The 301-nt window shown below is 40.5% G+C and carries 1 protein-coding gene; it reads right to left on the reverse strand.

The window, feature by feature from the left end; all coding sequences use genetic code 11:
- Positions 1–199: CRISPR-associated protein Cas4 (locus RYX56_RS21765; RefSeq protein ID WP_317124041.1), on the reverse strand; the 199-nt coding region annotated here is incomplete at its 3' end.
- Between the last annotated feature and the right edge of the window lie 102 nt (positions 200–301).

Raw genomic sequence — 301 nt, forward strand, 5'->3', positions numbered from 1 at the left:
CTCGAACAATAAGTTTCTCTCCACGCTTCTCTCGAATAAACGGCTGGTCAGCCTTTTGATGGAGATACTGACCTTCAACCGTTCTAACATTTTCTTCCCATTGCTGTTCAATGTGGATGAGCGCCCACTGTCGTTTACAAAATTGAAAGTGCTGAATACCGGACAGCATTAGATAGCTGTCTTCTTCATTAAAGTCCATCGATTATCTCGACCTTTAAACCTTCTAACTCGTTTAAAGTGATAGAGTAATCTTCAAATGCTTTTGGTTCTTCGACATTATGATGGATCTCTAGTAGACGGT

It is taken from the genome of Alkalihalophilus lindianensis (assembly GCF_032843265.1).
GTDB classification, from domain to species: Bacteria; Bacillota; Bacilli; order Bacillales; family Bacillaceae_D; genus Alkalihalophilus; species Alkalihalophilus lindianensis.